The sequence below is a fragment of the Tabrizicola aquatica genome (assembly GCF_002900975.1).
In the GTDB taxonomy this organism is placed as follows: domain Bacteria; phylum Pseudomonadota; class Alphaproteobacteria; order Rhodobacterales; family Rhodobacteraceae; genus Tabrizicola; species Tabrizicola aquatica.
Genome location: NZ_PJON01000001.1, coordinates 1,345,811 through 1,362,137 on the forward strand (window position 1 = coordinate 1,345,811; position 16,327 = coordinate 1,362,137).

The 16,327-nt window shown below is 66.8% G+C and carries 20 protein-coding genes; 5 read left to right on the forward strand and 15 right to left on the reverse strand.

Features of this window, described 5'->3' with window-relative positions; genetic code table 11:
• Genes CXR42_RS06560 through CXR42_RS06580 form a run of 5 tightly spaced genes read right to left on the reverse strand, consistent with a single transcriptional unit; the run spans position 1 to position 4,774 of the window.
• On the reverse strand, positions 1-1,503 hold the full coding sequence (locus tag CXR42_RS06560) for a capsular polysaccharide export protein, LipB/KpsS family (protein WP_103256626.1): 1,503 nt from the start codon (positions 1,501-1,503) through the stop codon (positions 1-3).
• Positions 1,500-2,528 carry an N-acetylneuraminate synthase family protein gene (locus CXR42_RS06565; RefSeq protein ID WP_103256627.1) on the reverse strand — a complete coding sequence of 343 codons (1,029 nt, stop codon included), beginning with the start codon at positions 2,526-2,528 and terminating at the stop codon, positions 1,500-1,502. Before CXR42_RS06565 ends, CXR42_RS06560 begins: the two co-directional genes overlap by 4 nt.
• Before the next feature lie 49 nt (positions 2,529-2,577).
• Positions 2,578-3,120: an RNA 2',3'-cyclic phosphodiesterase gene (gene thpR / locus CXR42_RS06570; RefSeq protein ID WP_103256628.1), complete on the reverse strand. Its 543-nt coding sequence runs from the start codon at positions 3,118-3,120 to the stop codon at positions 2,578-2,580.
• The gene (locus tag CXR42_RS06575; RefSeq protein WP_103256629.1) at positions 3,117-4,250 is read right to left on the reverse strand and encodes an acetoin utilization protein AcuC; all 1,134 of its coding nucleotides are present in this window, start codon (positions 4,248-4,250) and stop codon (positions 3,117-3,119) included. The genes thpR and CXR42_RS06575 overlap by 4 nt, the downstream gene beginning before the upstream one ends.
• On the reverse strand, positions 4,247-4,774 hold the full coding sequence (locus CXR42_RS06580) for a glutathione peroxidase (RefSeq protein ID WP_245875353.1): 528 nt from the start codon (positions 4,772-4,774) through the stop codon (positions 4,247-4,249). The genes CXR42_RS06575 and CXR42_RS06580 overlap by 4 nt, the downstream gene beginning before the upstream one ends.
• A gap of 166 nt (positions 4,775-4,940) precedes the next feature.
• On the opposite strand from CXR42_RS06580, the gene CXR42_RS06585 reads away from it, so the two are divergent.
• Both CXR42_RS06585 and CXR42_RS06590 read left to right on the forward strand, forming a co-directional pair.
• Complete coding sequence (locus tag CXR42_RS06585; protein ID WP_103256630.1) at positions 4,941-5,429, forward strand: NUDIX hydrolase; 489 nt, start codon at positions 4,941-4,943, stop codon at positions 5,427-5,429.
• Positions 5,430-5,517: 88 nt separating this feature from the next.
• Positions 5,518-5,961 (forward strand): DUF1178 family protein, encoded by a 444-nt coding sequence (locus tag CXR42_RS06590; RefSeq protein ID WP_103256631.1) that lies wholly within the window; start codon positions 5,518-5,520, stop codon positions 5,959-5,961.
• 89 nt (positions 5,962-6,050) lie between these two features.
• On the opposite strand, the gene CXR42_RS06595 is transcribed toward CXR42_RS06590, so the two are convergent.
• The 3 genes from CXR42_RS06595 to CXR42_RS06605 form a co-directional block, all read right to left on the reverse strand.
• Positions 6,051-6,548, reverse strand: coding sequence for a MarR family winged helix-turn-helix transcriptional regulator (locus CXR42_RS06595; RefSeq protein ID WP_103256632.1), 498 nt, complete (start codon positions 6,546-6,548; stop codon positions 6,051-6,053).
• Between the two features lie 82 nt (positions 6,549-6,630).
• Complete coding sequence (locus CXR42_RS06600; protein WP_103256633.1) at positions 6,631-6,903, reverse strand: FAD assembly factor SdhE; 273 nt, start codon at positions 6,901-6,903, stop codon at positions 6,631-6,633.
• A 20-nt stretch (positions 6,904-6,923) separates the two neighbouring features.
• A complete protein-coding gene (locus CXR42_RS06605) occupies positions 6,924-7,328 on the reverse strand; it encodes a helix-turn-helix domain-containing protein (RefSeq protein WP_103256634.1) in 405 nt (134 codons plus the stop codon).
• A gap of 97 nt (positions 7,329-7,425) precedes the next feature.
• Here CXR42_RS06605 and CXR42_RS06610 point away from each other — a divergent pair, with 97 nt between their 5' ends.
• Positions 7,426-8,628, forward strand: coding sequence for a pyridoxal phosphate-dependent aminotransferase (locus CXR42_RS06610; RefSeq protein ID WP_103256635.1), 1,203 nt, complete (start codon positions 7,426-7,428; stop codon positions 8,626-8,628).
• 66 nt (positions 8,629-8,694) lie between these two features.
• Positions 8,695-9,102: a hypothetical protein gene (locus CXR42_RS06615; RefSeq protein ID WP_103256636.1), complete on the forward strand. Its 408-nt coding sequence runs from the start codon at positions 8,695-8,697 to the stop codon at positions 9,100-9,102.
• Positions 9,103-9,189: 87 nt separating this feature from the next.
• Here the strand turns inward: CXR42_RS06615 and CXR42_RS06620 are convergent, their stop codons facing one another.
• Positions 9,190-9,513 carry a 2Fe-2S iron-sulfur cluster-binding protein gene (locus CXR42_RS06620; RefSeq protein WP_103256637.1) on the reverse strand — a complete coding sequence of 108 codons (324 nt, stop codon included), beginning with the start codon at positions 9,511-9,513 and terminating at the stop codon, positions 9,190-9,192.
• Between the two features lie 108 nt (positions 9,514-9,621).
• Between CXR42_RS06620 and CXR42_RS06625 the strand changes: the two genes are divergently transcribed.
• On the forward strand, positions 9,622-10,014 hold the full coding sequence (locus CXR42_RS06625) for an OB-fold nucleic acid binding domain-containing protein (protein ID WP_103256638.1): 393 nt from the start codon (positions 9,622-9,624) through the stop codon (positions 10,012-10,014).
• 102 nt (positions 10,015-10,116) lie between these two features.
• Here the strand turns inward: CXR42_RS06625 and CXR42_RS06630 are convergent, their stop codons facing one another.
• The 6 genes from CXR42_RS06630 to rpiA all read right to left on the reverse strand — a co-directional run bounded on the left by CXR42_RS06630 (position 10,117) and on the right by rpiA (position 16,305).
• The gene (locus CXR42_RS06630; RefSeq protein ID WP_103256639.1) at positions 10,117-11,520 is read right to left on the reverse strand and encodes a DegQ family serine endoprotease; all 1,404 of its coding nucleotides are present in this window, start codon (positions 11,518-11,520) and stop codon (positions 10,117-10,119) included.
• Positions 11,521-11,706: 186 nt separating this feature from the next.
• Positions 11,707-11,895: a DUF2065 family protein gene (locus tag CXR42_RS06635; protein WP_103256640.1), complete on the reverse strand. Its 189-nt coding sequence runs from the start codon at positions 11,893-11,895 to the stop codon at positions 11,707-11,709.
• Positions 11,892-12,818, reverse strand: a complete 927-nt coding sequence (gene hflC, locus CXR42_RS06640) for a protease modulator HflC (RefSeq protein ID WP_103256641.1) — start codon at positions 12,816-12,818, stop codon at positions 11,892-11,894. Before hflC ends, CXR42_RS06635 begins: the two co-directional genes overlap by 4 nt.
• Positions 12,815-14,005 carry an FtsH protease activity modulator HflK gene (hflK, locus tag CXR42_RS06645; protein WP_103256642.1) on the reverse strand — a complete coding sequence of 397 codons (1,191 nt, stop codon included), beginning with the start codon at positions 14,003-14,005 and terminating at the stop codon, positions 12,815-12,817. The genes hflC and hflK overlap by 4 nt, the downstream gene beginning before the upstream one ends.
• A 77-nt stretch (positions 14,006-14,082) precedes the next feature.
• Positions 14,083-15,441 carry a glutathione-disulfide reductase gene (gor, locus tag CXR42_RS06650; RefSeq protein ID WP_103256643.1) on the reverse strand — a complete coding sequence of 453 codons (1,359 nt, stop codon included), beginning with the start codon at positions 15,439-15,441 and terminating at the stop codon, positions 14,083-14,085.
• A 75-nt stretch (positions 15,442-15,516) separates the two neighbouring features.
• Complete coding sequence (gene rpiA, locus CXR42_RS06655; RefSeq protein WP_103256644.1) at positions 15,517-16,305, reverse strand: ribose-5-phosphate isomerase RpiA; 789 nt, start codon at positions 16,303-16,305, stop codon at positions 15,517-15,519.
• Positions 16,306-16,327 lie beyond the last annotated feature (22 nt).

Consider the following 16,327-nt stretch of genomic DNA (forward strand, 5'->3'; position numbering starts at 1 on the left):
CTAGAGCAGCGCCGTCTCCTCTGCCGGATGCGGGGCGCCGAACGTCAGCGACACCTCGCGCCGCAACAGCCCCAGGACCGTGCGCGAGATTTCGTCGGCATTGGCCGCCTCGTCCAGGTCGGGGGCCATGTCGCGATAGATCGGCTCGATCACCCCCTGGTGACAGCGCGCCATGATCCGGCCCATCGCCGTCTCCAGCGCGTCGTGGGGAAAGCGGAAGGCGGCGATGGCCTCGGGGTCGAACCCTTCCTGATAGGGAAAGATGCCGGGCAGTGACTTGTACCAGGCATTGCCAAAGACCAGCGCCGGGCGGCCCTTGCGGACCGCCTCCCAGGCGGCAGTCCCGGTCACCGTGGCGACGAACTGGGCATGACTGCTGAGGTCATGGGTCGAGGCATCCAGCGGCACGACCTGCACCCCGCGGATCGAGGTCAGCCGATGGAAATGCATCGGCCCCCGGGCAAAGGCCCCCTGACGAGGGTTGTCCTTCACATAGATCAGCCAGCCCGGCGGCAGGTGGCGGGCCAGCACTTCGATCATCAGGACCTGATCGCGGAACACCCCACCAAGGGACGAGGTCGACATCTCGGGCTGGTTGTGCAGGGGCACATAGACATACTTGCGCGTCAGATCGACCGTCTGGCCCTCGTACTGCGCCAGATGCTCGAAGTAGGCCATTTCGTTGGTGTGAAAGAACGCCGCGAAAGGATCGCGCCAGTCGGGCAGCGCGCCATAGATGTCGCGCATCCGGGCCAGCGTGTCGCGCAGATAGCGCGGGCGGAAGAGTTTACCGGGATCGCGCAGCGCCAAGTGGCGCAAGAGCTGCATGACGGCCCGCGCACCAAGCTGGCCACGCGGGCTTGGCTTCTGCCAGCGGTCGTCCATGTAGAACAGATCCGGGGCCGAGCCCTTTTCGATCGGATAGGGCTCCACCGACCGGCCATCATCGACGAAACTGCCCAGGTCCTCGACCCGCCGCATCGAGAAGTAGCGGCTGGGAAAGATCGTCTGGCACAGGACCAGGGTCTTAAGACCCAAGGCGCGGGCGACCTGGTACAGCACCGCGTCATAGGCCAGGTGCGGGACCGTGGTGAACAGCGCATGGGTCGCGCCGTTGTCCTGGATCTCCTGTGCGAAGGCGTTGGCCAGAAGGTGATAATAGTCCAGGTAATCCTGCAGGTTGACGATGTTGTGCGCGCGGTAGCGGTAGAATTGCGCGTTGCGCTGCATCTGGTCCACCGCGGTTTCGATCAGCTGGTGGAAATCGGGCTGCGCCAGCAGCGGAAGCTGCGCGCCGGTACCTTCGCGGCCATGCAGCAGGTGGCCCTTGCGGCCCATGCGCACCTCCAGCCGTTGCAGGCAGGGGGCGTGAAAATCGGCATCGCGGTCGCCCAGATGCAGGGCCAGGGTGATATCCCCGCCGGCATCCTTAAGGATCCGCCTCAGCAGATGCGACCGGAACTCTCCGCGCGCATCAGCTAGAAGGCGGATCCCTTCGCTCACCCCAGATCACTCCACTTCAGCTGCGTGTTCCGGGTGACCGAGCGGGTCAGCCGTTTGCCCAGACACTTGTCAAAGTCATAGGCCGGGATTTCCCCGCTGCCGGGGCGGCGGGCCCAGATGTCCTGTTCGCGGATCACGTGGCCCTCGGGCAAATCGGCATCGGCCACGACCGAGCCGCGGGCAAAGCGGTACACGTCCTCCTCCGGGGCGGTGCGCTGTTTGGGGTTGTTGGCGGCAATCCAGATTTCCTTGGACCGGTCGATCAGGTGGCGCAGTTCCGAAGGGTCCATCGAGTTGATGATGTCCGGACCCTTGCGATAACGCGTGTCGGTGTAATGTCGTTCCAGGATCGAAGCCCCCAGCGCGACCGAGGCCAGCGCCATCTCGGGCCCGATGGAGTGGTCCGAAAAGCCGACGACCGCCTTCGGGAAGGCGGTCTTCAGGTCGGTGACCCCTTTCAGGCTGACGATCTCGGGCGGGCTGGGATAAAGGTTGGTGCATTCCATCAGCGCATAGTCGATGCCGGCCTGATCCAGGATCGCCACACTGGCGCGAATGGTTTCAATGGTTTGCATCCCGGTGGACATGATCACCGGCTTGCCCTTGCGGGCGATGTGGCGGATCAGCGGCAGGTTGTCCGCCTCGCCCGAGCCGATCTTGTAGGCCGGCACGTCCAGCGTTTCCAGGAAATCGGCCGCAGCCCGGCTGAACGGGGTCGAGATCCAGATCACCCCAAGGCTTTCGGTGTACCGCTTCAGCTCGGCCTCTTCCTCACGCGTCAGCGCACAGCGTTCCATCACATGCCAGATCGAGACGTCGGCATTGGGCGGGAAGATCGACTTTGCCTCGTCCGTCATCTCGTCTTCGATGATATGGGTCTGGTGCTTGATCATCTCGCAGCCCGCACCGGCGGCCAGGCGCACCATTTCCTTGGCGACGGACAGGTCGCCGCCGTGGTTGATGCCGATCTCGGCGATGACAAGCGGCGGGTGGCCGGGGCCGATTTCGCGGTGGGCGATCTTCATGGGCGGGACTCCTTCTGCGCTATGGTGCTGCATGACGGCCCCCCGGCTGTCAAGTTAGCGGATAGGTCGCCAGGATGTCGTAGCGGGGGGATTTGCCGCCAAGGTGGCTTTGCCACAGGGTCAACTCGCGCGCCTCCCACGGCCCCGCGCAAAAGCCCGCACCCAGCGCCACGGCGCGTTCCAGGCGCATCGCGTCGGCCGGAGGTGGCGGAGAGAAGCGGCCCAGAGTGACATGCGGGTGGTACTTCCGGGCGTCGACCGGACAGCCGGCGCGGCGGGCGATGGTCTCGGCCTTTGCCTGCAGATGCAGAAGTTCGGGCGACGGCGCGACCCCGGCAAAGGCCAGGCGCGGCTTGTCCTTGCCGAAGAGGCCCAGTCCCTGCAAGGCCAACGTCAGGCCGGGGGCGCGAAGCGTCTGGAACCCCTCATGCGCGGCCTCCAGCGCAGGTTCGGGGCAGTCGCCCAGAAAGACCAGCGTCAGGTGCAGCGTCTCCGGCTCCACCTTGCGCGGCAGGGGCAAAAGGAACTGCTGGACCTGGCAGGCCCCCCGCACCTCGGGCGGCAGGTCGATGCCCAGAAAGGCGCGGATCATCGCCGGGCCAGCGCGGCCAGGCGGTCGCGGATCTCGGGCCGGACCGGGCCTTCGCGCGGCGGATCAAGCAGCGTCGTCAGCAGCGCCGGGTCCGGCGGGGGCCGCCCACCACCGCCCCAGCCAAGCCCGCCCAGCACCGCCACCGCCGCGTCGGGCAATCGGTCGGGCTGCTCACGCCCCGCCAGAAGCCCCCAGATCGCCGTCCACAGGCGGCCAACCGACCAGGGGTTATACCCGCCTCCACCCAGCACCATCACCCGCGGCGCCAGCGGGACCAGGGCCGCCACCGCCTCCAGATAGGCGCGGTTGGACAGGGCCAGTCGCGACAGCGGGTCCTCGGTCAGACTGTCGGCCCCGCATTGCAGGACCAGGGCCTCGGGCTGAAACTCGGCCACGCGGGGCAGGATCAGGCCGTGCAGGACCGCACGCGCCTCGCTGTCGTTATAGCCCTTCGGCACCGGCAGGTTGAAGGCGCTGCCCCCGGCCCGATCCTCCAGCCGCCCGGTGAAGGGCCAGCGACCCTCTTCATGGACCGAGATCATGCGGACCCCAGGATCGCCCGCAAAGGCCAGCTCCACCCCGTCCGAATGATGCGCGTCAAGGTCGACATAGACGATCCGCGACAGGCTGCGTTGCAGGACCTTGATCCCCAGCACCACGTCATTCAGGTAGCAAAACCCGTTCGCCCGATCCGGCAGCCCGTGATGCGTCCCGCCACCGGGGACATGCACCACCCCCGGCGTCGCGGACAGAAGTTCCGCCGCCAGCATCGTTCCCCCGGCCCCGGTCGCGGGGCGGCGGTAGACCTGCGGAAAGACCGGGTTCGACAGCGTGCCAAGATTGTGCCGGGCCCGCATCTCGGCCGTCGCCTCGCCCGAAGCCTCGGCCGCTTGCAGGGCCGCGACATAGGCCGGGTCGTGCCACAATGCCAGCGCGGCGGGCTTTGCGCGCGGACTGGTGCGAAACTGCCCGGGCGGCAACCAGCCCAGGGCGCGCGCCAGGTCCATGACGGTCGACACACGCGGCACCCGCAACGGATGCGCCGGGCCATAGGACGAGCCGCGATAGATCTCGGACCCGATGAACAGCGGCGCCACCCTGGCCCCTTGGGGCGGCGGCCCCTGGATCATTCGACCATCGCCGCGATCCGGCCGGCGATCTCGGCGCTTTCAGGGGCGGTCGTCGCACCCCAGGTTCCGGCGATCGTGCCATCGGGCGCCAGCAGCACCTTGTTGAAGTTCCAGCGCGGGGCAAAGCCGGTCTCGGCCCGCACCCATTGGTAGAACGGATGGGCGTCGCTGCCGCGAACGGGCGTAATCTCGGTCATCGGCAGGGTCAGATCGAAGGTCATGGCGCAGTATTCCTTGACCTCCGCCTCGGTCGCAAGCTCCTGGTTGAAGTCGTCCGAGGGGACGGCCAGGATCAATGCCGCTTCGCCAAAGCGGTCGTGCAGGTCCTGCAACCCGTCGTACTGCCCGGCATAGCCGCAGAGCGAGGCGGTATTGACCACCAGCACCGGCTTGCCCGCCCAGTCGCCAAGGTCGATCTCGCCCCCGTCGATCGAGGCGAAGCGGAACCGCTCCGCCGCCGCCAGCGGCCCGGCCGCAAGGATCGCCATCGTGCCCGCAAGTGTTGCCGCCAGAAGTCGCCGCATGCCCTTCCCTTCCCGCCTGATTTCCTTGCAAGGCAGATAATCCGAAGCGGAAAACGGTCAATGCAGGGGGAAAATCCTGTGAATCGCACCGACTCCGTGGCATAGTGAGGCCTGAGGTGGCAGAGCAGGGCCAGACCCGGGAACCGGGCGGCCAGGATGGCGAAAGATGGGTTGGCAAGACAAGATCGCCTCCCCCAGGGCCGAGGGGGGAACGGGCGCGAAGATTCAGTACGGCGCATTGTGCTGGCGCAGGGGCGACCAGGGGGTCGAGGTCTTGCTGATAACCAGCCGGGACACCGGCCGCTGGGTCATTCCCAAGGGCTGGCCGATGGCCGGCCTTGCCCCCGAGGCGGCGGCGGCGCAGGAAGCCTGGGAAGAGGCTGGCGTCGAAGGGGTGATGAACCCGGTCAGCCTGGGTCGCTATGGCTATCACAAGGTTCTGTCCGAGGCGGCGCAGGTCCCCTGCGCGGTGGCGGTCTATGGCCTGCGGGTGCAGCGTCTGGCCGAAAAGTTCCCCGAAGTGAAAGAGCGTCGCCGCCACTGGTTCCCGCCCGAGGTCGCCGCGGGCCTGGTGCATGAGCCGGAACTTGCCCGCATCATCCAGGGTTTCGTCCCCCCGTCCGAGGGGCGACCCGCGCCGATTGCGGGCGAATGATCGGCCGCCGCCGGGCCGGGGGCATTGACCTTGGCCGGCGAATCCATAGCTATGCGCGGTCACCACGGGAAGCGGGGCGGGAACGGGGATGATCCGCTACAGTCTCAAATGCGGGGCCGGGCACGGCTTTGAAAGCTGGTTCCAGAATGCCGATGCCTTCGCGGCGCTGCAGGGCGCGGGGCAACTGGCCTGCCCGGTCTGCGGCGCGACCCGCGTCGAGAAGGAACTGATGGCCCCCATGGTCCGCCCCGCCCGCAAGGCTGCGGCCCCCACCGACACAACCGACCGCCCCACGCTTTCCGGACCGGCCAGCGAATTGGAGGAGGCCATCGCCGCCCTGCGCAAGCAGATCGAGGAGAATTCCGATTATGTCGGCATGAACTTCGCCGCCGAGGCGCGGGCGATCCATGCTGGCGAAGCGCCCGCCCGGGCGATCCATGGCGAGGCCCGGCCCGAGGAGGCGCGGCAGATGCTGGAAGAGGGCCTGCCCGTCGCCCCCCTGCCCTTCCTGCCGACCCGCAAGGTCAACTAGGCCCTGTCCACAGTGGACAAAACCAACGATTCGTTTCCGATCAAGGGTTTGGCCGCGGGCGTTCAGGATCGCTTAACCACGCTGCGGGCTCAGTAGATGTAGCGGATCTGTTCGGTCCAGAACCGCTCCATCCGTTTCAGGGCGGTGTTGATCTCATCCATCCCCGAGGCATCGACCAGCCCGCGCCGTTCGATCCCTTCGGCATGGCGGGCAAAAAGCTCGGCGATCAGGCCGCGCACATGACGCCCTTTCTCGGTCAGGCGTACACGCACCGAGCGGCGGTCGATCTCGGACCGCTGGTGATGCATGTAGCCCAGGTCCACCAGTTTCTTCAGGTTGTAGCTGACATTCGAGCCCTGGTAATAGCCGCGCGATTTCAACTCGCCGGCGGTCACCTCATTCTCGCCGATGTTGAACAGCAACAGGGCCTGGACCGAGTTGATCTCCAGAATGTTCAGCCGTTCGAATTCATCCTTGATCACGTCCAGCAGCAGTCGGTGCAACCGTTCCACCAGGGCCAGACTGTCCAGATAGCAGGACAGGAACGCCTTTTGCGAGCCGTCCAGCACGGGGGCGTAATGGGTCATTACCGTTTCTCTCTACCAGGGCAACTGGCAGGCAGAATCAGCACAAACGGCAAACATTCAGTAAACTTGCGGGGAACTTTGTCTAGGTTTCGCGCGAAAGCCGCGTCTCGGCAAAGCTGGCGATCCGCGACAAAAGGGAGGCGATGGTCGCCGGCGCGGCCGATTGGCCCAGAATCCAGGCCATGAGGTCCTGGTCGTTCTCGGCCAAAAGCACGTCATAGGTCAGCAGATCCGCCTCGCTCAGGCTTTCCAGATGTGCATCGGCAAAGGGGCCCAGCACCAGGTCCATCTCCTTGGTGCCACGCCGCCAGGACCGCATCCGCATACGCTTGAGCCGCGCTTCCGCCGTTTCCATCGCTTCCCCCGTTGTCCGCCTTATGCGGCCGACCGCATCGCCTGCCGCATCTTCAGTTCCACTTGGCGCAGATTGTCCGCAAGCGCAATTGCCCCGGCCCGCAGGCGCTGCAACTCGGCCAGCGCAGCCTCGGCCTCGCCGCTCAGGGGCCGTGGAGTGAGGTCCGGGTCGGCCAGCCCGTCCCCCTCGGCCGTCAGAAGCCAGGCAAGCGACACATTCAGCATCCCCGCCAGCATCTGCAGCCGGTTGCCGCGCGGCTCGGCCAGGTCCTCCTCCCAGTTCTGCAGCGTCGTCAGCCGCACGCCCAGCCGCTGGGCCAGGTCTTCCTGGGTCAGACCCGCCGCCTCACGCGCGCCGGCCAGCCGGTCGCCAAACGTCGCAACTTCCGCCGCATACCACCGGGTCTCGGGGCTTGTTTCCGCCATCACGCCTCTCCTTCTTTCGATATCGCTTGTGTCGGTTGGGGGGCCAGCCTAAGACCTGCAGCCGACAATCGCAAACCGCTTGACGGAGTGTTTATCGATGGCCTTCCTGTCCGACACGCTGGCGCGCGTCAAACCCTCGCCCACCATCGCGGTGACGACCAAGGCGCAGGCGCTGAAGGCCGAGGGCAAGGACGTGATCGGCCTTGGCGCGGGCGAGCCGGACTTCGACACGCCGGAAAACATCCGCGCGGCGGCGAAACGGGCGATCGATGCCGGCAAGACCCGGTACACGGCCGTCGACGGCATCCCCGAATTGAAAGCCGCGATCTGCGCCAAGTTCCTGCGCGAGAACGGGCTGACCTATACGCCAAGCCAGATTTCGGTCGGCACCGGCGGCAAGCAGATCCTGTACAACGCGCTGATGGCGACGTTGAACCCCGGCGATGAGGTGATCATCCCCGCGCCCTATTGGGTCAGCTATCCCGACATGGTGCTGCTGGCCGGGGGCACACCCGTCCCAGTGGTCGCGGGGATCGAGACCGACTTCAAACTTACGCCCGAACAGCTTGAGGCGGCGATCACGCCCAAGACCAAGTGGTTCATCTTCAACTCGCCGTCGAACCCGACCGGCGCGGGCTATACGCGGGATGAGTTGAAGGCGCTGTGCGATGTTTTGATGCGCCACCCGCAGGTCTGGGTGATGTCGGATGACATGTACGAGCATCTGGTGTTCGACGACTTCAAGTTCTGCACCCCGGCCGAGATCGAACCGGGCCTCTACGACCGGACGTTGACCTGCAACGGCGTGTCAAAGGCCTATGCGATGACCGGCTGGCGGATCGGCTATGCCGGCGGGCCGGTGTCGCTGATCAAGGCGATGGGGACGATCCAGTCGCAGTCGACGTCGAACCCCTGTTCGGTCAGCCAGTATGCCGCACTTGAGGCCCTGAGCGGCCCGCAGGACTTTCTGGCGGACTGGCGCCGCGTCTTCCAGGGCCGGCGCGATCTGGTGGTCGGAATGCTGAACAAGGCCAAGGGCATCCGCTGCCCCAAGCCGGAAGGCGCGTTCTACGTCTATCCCGACATCTCGGGCTGCATCGGCAAGGCCACGCCCGCCGGCACGGTGATTTCCAATGACGAGGTCTTTGCCACCGCGCTGCTGGAAGAAACCGGGGTCGCCGTGGTGTTTGGCGCGGCCTTCGGCCTGTCGCCGAATTTCCGCGTCAGCTATGCCACCAGCGACGAGGTGCTGCGCGAAGCCTGCGCCCGCATCCAGCGCTTTTGTGCCAGCCTCGTCTGAACCACACGGCTTGACGCGGGGCCTCGCCTTGGCAAGGAATGGCCCTGTCCCTGTCCGGAGTGCCGAATGACCGCCGATCTTCCCGACTATTACTTCCGGGTCCGCGAGAACGGGGCGGCCGTGTTCCGCGTCAGCACCGAAAATCGTCAGCGCCGGATCGAGATGGACGAGATCGCGGTGGTCAACGTCCGCAACGGCAACATCAAGCCGCATGGCGAGGTGGAACTGACCGAGGCCGATCTGGCCGCGATCCGCGACTGGCTGGCCAGCCGGCAGGCCCTGCTTGCCACGCGTGAGGTGGACGACATCCTGCGCACGGTGGACCATCTGAACCTGACCGCGCAATGGGCGCAGTCACGGGCGACAGACGACCAGCTGGACGCGGTCACCGACCAGCTGCTGCTGACCATGCACGACCTGCGCACGGTCCTGGTGCGGCGCAAGGCGGACCGTCTGGGCAAGGCCGAAGGCTAACCCGAAGGCTGGCCCTCCTCGTGCGACTTAGTCTTCTCGTCGGGGTGACCCGCGCGAGGCGTGACGAAGTCGTCGACGAGCAGTCCCTCAGATCTGCTTTTCGGGCATCTGCACCCGCAGGCCGTCCAGCGCGTCGCTGACCTTGAGTTGGCAGGTCAGGCGCGAGCGGACCGGATCGGGGTTCCAGGCGAAGTCGAGCATGTCCTGCTCCATGCTGTCCTTGGCCGGCAGCCGGTCGACCCAGGTCGGATCGACGTAGACATGGCAGGTCGAACAGGCGCAGGCGCCGCCGCAATCGGCCTCGATCCCCGGAATGCCGTTGTCGCGCGCGCCTTCCATCACGGTCAGGCCGTTCGCAACCTCGACGACATGTTCCTTGCCGCCATGTTCCACGTAAGTGATCTTCGCCATTCTCGGGTCTCCGGGGGATGTCCTGCCCCCGACATAGGCCAAAGCCCGCCGCTTTGCCAGAGGGGGCGGGGGCTTGCGCGCGGCCGGTAATGTTCTACACTTGTTCTCATGCTGGACCGAGCTTCCCTGCGCGACCCCTGGCCGCGCCCGCCCCGCGCCCTTCCCGCCGCCCGGCTGGGCGAGCCGCCTTCGGGCGCGCGGGTCACGGTGGCGGGGCTGGTCCTGGTGCGGCAGCGGCCGGGCACCGCCAAGGGGGTGATCTTCGTCACGCTGGAGGATGAGACGGGCACCGCCAATATCGTGGTCTGGGCCAAGGTCTACGAACGCTTCCGCCGCGCGGTGATCGCGGGGCGCCTTCTGCGCGTCACCGGCAAGCTGCAGCGCGAGGCGGGGGTGGTGCATGTGGTGGCCGAACTGATCGAGGATCTGTCGCCCCTCCTTGACCGGCTGCTGGAACCCGGCTTCCGGCCCGATGGTGTCCGGGCGGGCGATCAGCCCTGACGGGCCGCCCAAAATCCTTCCTCAAGGATTTTGACAAATTTCTTCCTCAAGAAATTTGGCGGCGAGGAGACCCCGCCGCCATTCGAACCCCAAGGCCCCAAGCTATTCGACCGACAGCGCCACAAAGCGCGGATCGCCGCCGCGCCGGATCAGAAGCAGGATCGACTTGCGCCCGCCGTCCCTGGCTTCCTTGATCCGGTCCTCCAGATCCTGCAGCCGGGTCACCCGCGCCTGGCCGGCCTCGGTGATCAGGTCGCCCTCGCGCAGGCCCTTGGTATAGGCATCGGAGGCCGGATCGACCGCCATGATCATCAGCCCCTCGCTGGACGCATCCAGCCCCAGGCGCGAGCGCATGTCGTCGTCCAGAGGCGCCAGCGTCAGGCCGAGCGATTCCATCTCTTTCGGCTCGTCCGGGGCGGGAGAGGAGGCAGGCATCGTCGCGGCCTCGGCCTCTTCGCGCCGGCCCAGCGTCACTGCCAGGGTCTCGGTCCGGCCCTGACGCTGGACGATCACCGGCACGGCCTCGCCGATCGGGGCGTCGGCCACGCGGCGGGTCAGGTCACCGGCGTCGGCCACCTCTTCCCCGTTGAACCGGGTGATTACATCGCCCGAGGTGATGCCGGCATCCTTGGCCGGGCCGTCCGGCACATCGGTGACCAGCGCACCGGCCGCCTCGGCCAGGCCCATCGCCTCGGCCACGTCGGGCGTCACGTCCTGGATGCGCACACCCAGCCAGCCGCGCCGGGTTTCGCCGAATTCCTTCAGCTGGTCCACGACCTTGGTCACCACGTTCGACGACATCGAGAAACCGATGCCGATCGACCCGCCGTTCGGCGACAGGATCGAGGTGTTCACCCCCACGACCTGCCCATCCATGTTGAACAAGGGCCCGCCCGAGTTGCCCCGGTTGATCGCCGCGTCGGTCTGGATGAAATCGTCATAGCTGCCCGAAAGCTGCCGGCCCCGGGCCGAAACGATACCGGCCGAGACCGAGAAGCCCTGGCCCAGCGGGTTGCCCATCGCCATGACCCAATCGCCCACGCGCATCAGGTCGGAATTGCCGAAGCTGACAAAAGGCAAGGGTTCGCCCGCCTCGACCTTCAACAGCGCGATGTCGGTCTTGGGGTCGGTGCCGACCAGCTTGGCCGGCAGCTTCTTACCCGAGAAGAATTCGATGGTGATCTCGTCCGCGCCTTCGATGACGTGGTTGTTGGTGACGATATAGCCGTCCTCCGAGATCACGAAGCCAGAACCCAGCGCCTCGGACCGCTGCGGACCGCCGGGGCCGGGGCCGCCGAAGTCCTCGAAAAAGTCCTCGAACGGGCTCCCCTCGGGGATCATCGGCATCCCGTCGGCCGGGCCCGCGACCAGGGCCGAGGTGGTGATGTTGACGACCGAGGGGCTGATCTGTTCAGCCAGCTCGGCAAAACTTTCCGGCGCGCCGAAGGCTTCGGCCCGGTCAGCCGGAGACAGGCTGAGGCCCAGCCCCAGCACCAGGGCCAGCATCGTGCTGGAGCGCAGGGCAGAGCGGATGGAATGAGTCAGGTCAGGCACGGGTGGAACTCCTGTTCAGCAGCGGGCGGAGGGCGGCGCCTGTCGCGCACGTCGCGCCCCGGACAGAGAAACAGTTAGTGAACCAAAGACGCAATGCAAACCCCGTCACGTCGCATCAAGGCGATGTGAAGGGATTTGTCACCCTGGGCTGGCCAACCAGACCAGCAGGACCCCGAAGGCCAGCGATCCAAGGCCGATCATCCGGCGTTGGTCGATGCCCAGGCTGGCCAGCAGGCGCAAGGCATCCTCGATACGACGAGGGGCCAGTGCAAGCACCAGCCCCTCGATTGCAAGCACCAGCCCCAGTGCCAGCAGCACCAGGCTCATGGCGCGGGTGCAGGCGCCGGAGCGGGGGCCGCCTCGGGCGTCTCGGCAGGATCCGCCGGGGCCTGATCGCTGCGAAGATAGTCGAAGAATTCGCTATCGGGCTGCATCACGATCGACGAGTTCGCGCCTTGCAGCGAGACCTCGTAGGCCGTCAGCGAACGGATGAAGGCGAAGAACTCCGGGTCGCGGCCATAGGATTCGGCCAGGATGCGGTTCCGCTCGGCATCGGCTTCACCGCGGACCACCTCGGCCTGGCGCCGGGCGTCCGAGGTCAGTTCGACCACGGTCCGGTCGGCCGAGGCCCGCACGCGCTGCGCCGCTTCGCCACCGCGGGCGATCTCGTCGGCCGCCTCACGCTCGCGCTCGGCACGCATCCGGGCAAAGGTGGCTTCCAGGTTTTGCTCGGGCAGGTCGGTGCGGGTCAGGCGCACGTCGATGACCTCGATCCCCAGGTTCGCGGCCTGGCGGCGCGCGATGTCGCGGATCTGGTTCATCAGCGCGGTCCGGTCCTCGGACAGCACGCGGTTCGACGGGACCGAGCCCAGCACTTCCTGGATCGCGGGGTTCACGATGCCTTCCAGACGGCGCAGGCCCTGGGTTTCGCCACCCACGCCCACCGCCTCGCGGAACTGGACCAGATCGACGATCCGCCAGCGCGAGAAGGCATCGACCACCAGGCGGCGGTCGTCCAGCATGGTGACTTCCAGCGGCGTCGTCTGCAGGCCAAGGATGCGGTCCTCGTAATAGACCACGTCCTGCACGAAGGGGATCTTGAACCCAAGGCCCGGGTCCGACTTGACCTGGGTCACCTGGCCGAACTGCAGCACCAGCGCCTTCTTGCGTTCGTCGACGATGAACACCGAGGACAGCGCCAGCGCGCCCAGCACCACCAGGACGGGAACGATATACATTGCACGCATCAGTTGGTCCCCCCGGCCGTAGTGCCGCCCGCCGCGCCTTGCGCCGGGGTCGTCCGGCCCAATTCGTTCAGCGGCAGGAAGGGCACCACGCCCTGCCCCGCTTCGCCGCCCGAGACGCCATCAAGGATCACCTTGTTCATCCCACCCAAGACCCGCTCCATGGTTTCCAGGTAAAGGCGCCGCCGGGTGACCTCGGGCGAGTTCACATATTCGTTGTAGATCGAGACAAAGCGCGCGGCTTCACCCTGGGCGCTGTTCACGGCCTGGGCGCGATAGGCCTCGGCCTCTTCCAGAAGCTGGGCCGCCGCACCGCGGGCCCCTGCGGTCACGCGGTTGGCATAGGCGTCGGCTTCGCTTTCCAGCGTGTCACGCTGCTGCTGGGCCGCCTGCACTTCGCGGAAGGCGTCCAGCACCTCACGCGGGGGCTGGGCGCGTTGCAGGTTGACGCGGATCACGCTGATGCCGGCGTTGTAGCTGTCCAGCGTGGCCTGCACCTGCGCCTGCACGTCCGCGGCGATGACGCCCCGGTCGCGGTTCAGGATCGGCGACAGTTCCGACCGGGCGACGATGTCGCGCATCGCGCTTTCGCTGACCGCGCGGATCGTGTCGTCTGGGTCCGCCAGGTTGAACAGATAGGACTCCGGGTCGGCGATGTTCCAGACCACCTGAAAGCCGATGTCCACGATGTTCTGGTCGCGCGTCAGCATCAGCCCGGTATCGCCCGAGGTCTCGCCCGTGCCGATGTCGGTCGTGCGTTCGCCGGTCACCTGGACCTTCTCGTAGGTCACGATCGGCCAGGGCGCGAAGTTCAGGCCCGGATTGCCGACGCCCGAGCTTTCGCCCAGGAACAGCTCGACCGAGCGTTCTTCCGGCCGCACGGTGTAAAACGACATGAAGGCCCAAAGCCCCACCGCCGCCAGCGCGCCCAGCGCGATGCCCTGCTTGGTGATCACCGGACCGCCGCCGCCGGGGCCACCGCCGCCCGTGCCACGCTGGCCGGGACGCCCGCCCATCAGGACGCGCAGCTGCTCTTGCCCCCGCTTCACCAGCTGGTCGATCTCGGGGATCTGCGGCCCGTTCGGACCAGGGCGTCCGCCGCGACGGTCGTCGTCGTCATTGTTTCCCTTGCCGCCCCGGTCATCGTTGCCGGGGCCGCCACCGCCGCCCCAGGGACCGCCACTACCTGCCATGGATCAGAACCTCTCTTCTCGCATTCCGCCTTAGCTGTGCATCCCTGGCCGGAAATCAAGCGGCCGGGATGCCGCAGTCAGGCCGTTCTTGTCGGTTTTCTCATTGTAACCAGCTCTTCCGCCATCGTCGGGTGTACCGCGACGGTCCGGTCGAAGTCCTCTTTCGTCGCCCCCATGCCGATGGCGACGGCGGCCAGCTGGATCAGCTCGCCCGCTTCGGCCGCGACGATGTGGCAACCCAGCACCTTCCGCGTCGCCTGAGAGACGATCAGCTTCATCAGCACCCGGTCCTGCTTGCCCGCGAACAACGTCTTCATCGGGCGGAAGGCGGTGGCATAAACCTCGATCGGTTCCTGCTCGCGCGCGGCTTCCTCGCTTAGCCCGACCGACCCAAGTTCCGGCTGGGTAAAGACGGCCGAGGCGACAAGCCCGTGGTCAAAAGCCGTGGGCTTGGCGCCAAAGACGGTGTCGGCAAAGGCGTGGCCCTCGCGGATCGCGACCGGGGTCAGGTTGATCCGGCCGGTCACGTCGCCCACCGCATAGACCGAGGGCACGGCCGTCTGGCTGAAGCGGTCCACCGGAATTTCGCCGTGCCGACCCAGCGTCAGCCCCAGTCCCTCCAGCCCCAGGCCGGTGGTGTTCGGCCGCCGGCCAGTCGCGTAAAGCACCAGGTCGAACTCGCGCTCGGTGCCATCGGTGGCCACAGCGCGGATGCCGGAAGCGGTCTTTTCCAGCCGCATCACATCGGTGCCGCAGTGGATGTCGATGCCGCGCGCCCGCATGGCGTTGGCGACATGGCCGCGCGCCTCTTCGTCGAAGCCACGCAGGATCTGCGCGCCACGGTAGAACTGGCTGACCTTGACCCCCAGCCCGTGCAGGATGCAGGCAAACTCGCTGGCGATATAGCCACCGCCCACCACCAGCGCGCGCTTTGGCAGCGCGGGCAGGTGGAACATCTCGTTCGAGGTGATGGCCAGCTCCTTGCCGGGAATGTCGGGCACGAAGGGCCAGCCGCCGGTGGCGACCAGGATATGCTTGGCCGTCACTTCTTGCCCCGAGGCCAGGCGGACGCGGTGCGCATCCACGATCACCGCCCGCTCGTCATGGATCGTGACGCCGGCATTGGTCAGCGTGTTGCGATAGGCGCCCTCCAGCCGGTCCAGCTCGGCCTCCAGCCGGGTGCGGAACCGCGTCCAGTCGAAGGCGCCGGCCTGCACGTCCCAGCCATAGGCCTGCGCCTCTTCGATCGCGTCGGGGAAGGCGCTGGCGAAAACCATCAGCTTTTTCGGCACGCAACCCCGGATCACGCAGGTGCCGCCCATGCGGCTTTCCTCGGCCAGGCCCACCTTGGCGCCGTATTCGCCACTGGCGATGCGCGCCGCGCGCACCCCGCCCGAACCGCCGCCGATGACGAAAAGATCGTAGTCGAAGCTCATGCCCGTCCCGCCTGCCGCCTGCTTTCTGCCTGACCTAAGCCCTCACCCCCGCCGGGGAAAGGGGCAGCGGCCGGATCAGTCGCCAAGGTCGGCAAAGATGTTGCCGGTGTCGCCCACATCGACCTGGCCGTCCTCGACCTTGCCCGAGTTGATGTCGCGCACCGTCACCCGCCCGTCGCCCGCGCCGATGACCACGATGTCGCAGATGTCGATGAACAGGCCATTCTCGACCACGCCGGGGATCTGGTTCAGGACCAGTGCCAGCTGGCGCGGATTGCCGATCCGCTTGAGGTGCAGGTCCAGGATGTAATGCCCCTCGTCCGTGCGCAGGGGCTTGCCGTTGTCCAGGCGTAGCGCGATCTCGCGGTTCAGCACGTCCAGGCTGTAGAGCGTCTCTTCGATCAGCGCCTTGGTGGTCTGCCAGCCGAAGGGGATCACCTCGACCGGCAGCGGGAAGGCGCCAAGTTGAGCAACCTCTTTCGCCGCATCGGCGATCACGATCATCCGGTCGCTGGCCGTGGCCACGATCTTTTCCTGCAACAGCGCCGCACCGCCACCCTTGATCAGGTTCAGGTTCGGGTCGAACTCATCCGCGCCGTCGATGGTCAGGTCCAGCCAGCGCACATCGTCCAGCCCGACGACCGTCAGCCCCAACTCGCGCGCCAGATCGGCGGTGCGGCTGGAGGTTGCGACGCAGGTGACCGTCAGGCCTTCGGCCTTCACCCGTTCGGCCAGGCAGCGCACCATCCAGGCGGCGGTCGATCCGGTGCCAAGCCCCAGCTTCATCCCGTCCTCGACGAAATCCACCGACCGGCGCGCGGCGGCGTATTTGGCCTTGTCGATCGGCGACAGCTCGGCGGTCATGGCAGCACTCCCCTTCTTTTGC